1 pseudogene is annotated in these 380 nt (G+C 66.1%); it reads right to left on the reverse strand.

The window, feature by feature from the left end:
• Positions 1 to 350 (reverse strand): annotated as a pseudogene (locus DM374_RS32840) (T6SS effector BTH_I2691 family protein); the annotation flags it as partial.
• Positions 351 to 380: the final 30 nt, after the last annotated feature.

The following is a 380-nucleotide window of genomic DNA, read 5'->3' on the forward strand; positions in this document are numbered from 1 at the left end:
CTGTCCTGCTGGAACCACAGGCTGATCAGGCCCAGCCCCATGGTGCTGGCGCCGGGTGTGCCGGCAACTGCGGCGTTGCGCATGTTGCGCATCGACTCCCGCGCCAGTTGGGCGGAGACGTCGGCATTGAGGGTCACATGGCGCGCAAGGTTGTCCATGGAACCCTGAAGGGCTTCGGCGCCGATGGTGACAGTGCGCAAGGCATCGCCAATGCCGTCGCCGACCCCGGTGCTCAGCTTGTCCAACCGGGTCTTCAAGGCGTCGGCGCTTTCCATCGTCCAGAGCGTGACTTCGACCAGTTTTCCAGGTGTGCCCGGCACGGCAGCGGACAGGGTGTTGCTCAGCAGCATGGCGCGCACCTTGCGCTGGGCCGGTTTGCG

The organism is Pseudomonas huaxiensis, from assembly GCF_003231275.1.
In the GTDB taxonomy this organism is placed as follows: domain Bacteria; phylum Pseudomonadota; class Gammaproteobacteria; order Pseudomonadales; family Pseudomonadaceae; genus Aquipseudomonas; species Aquipseudomonas huaxiensis.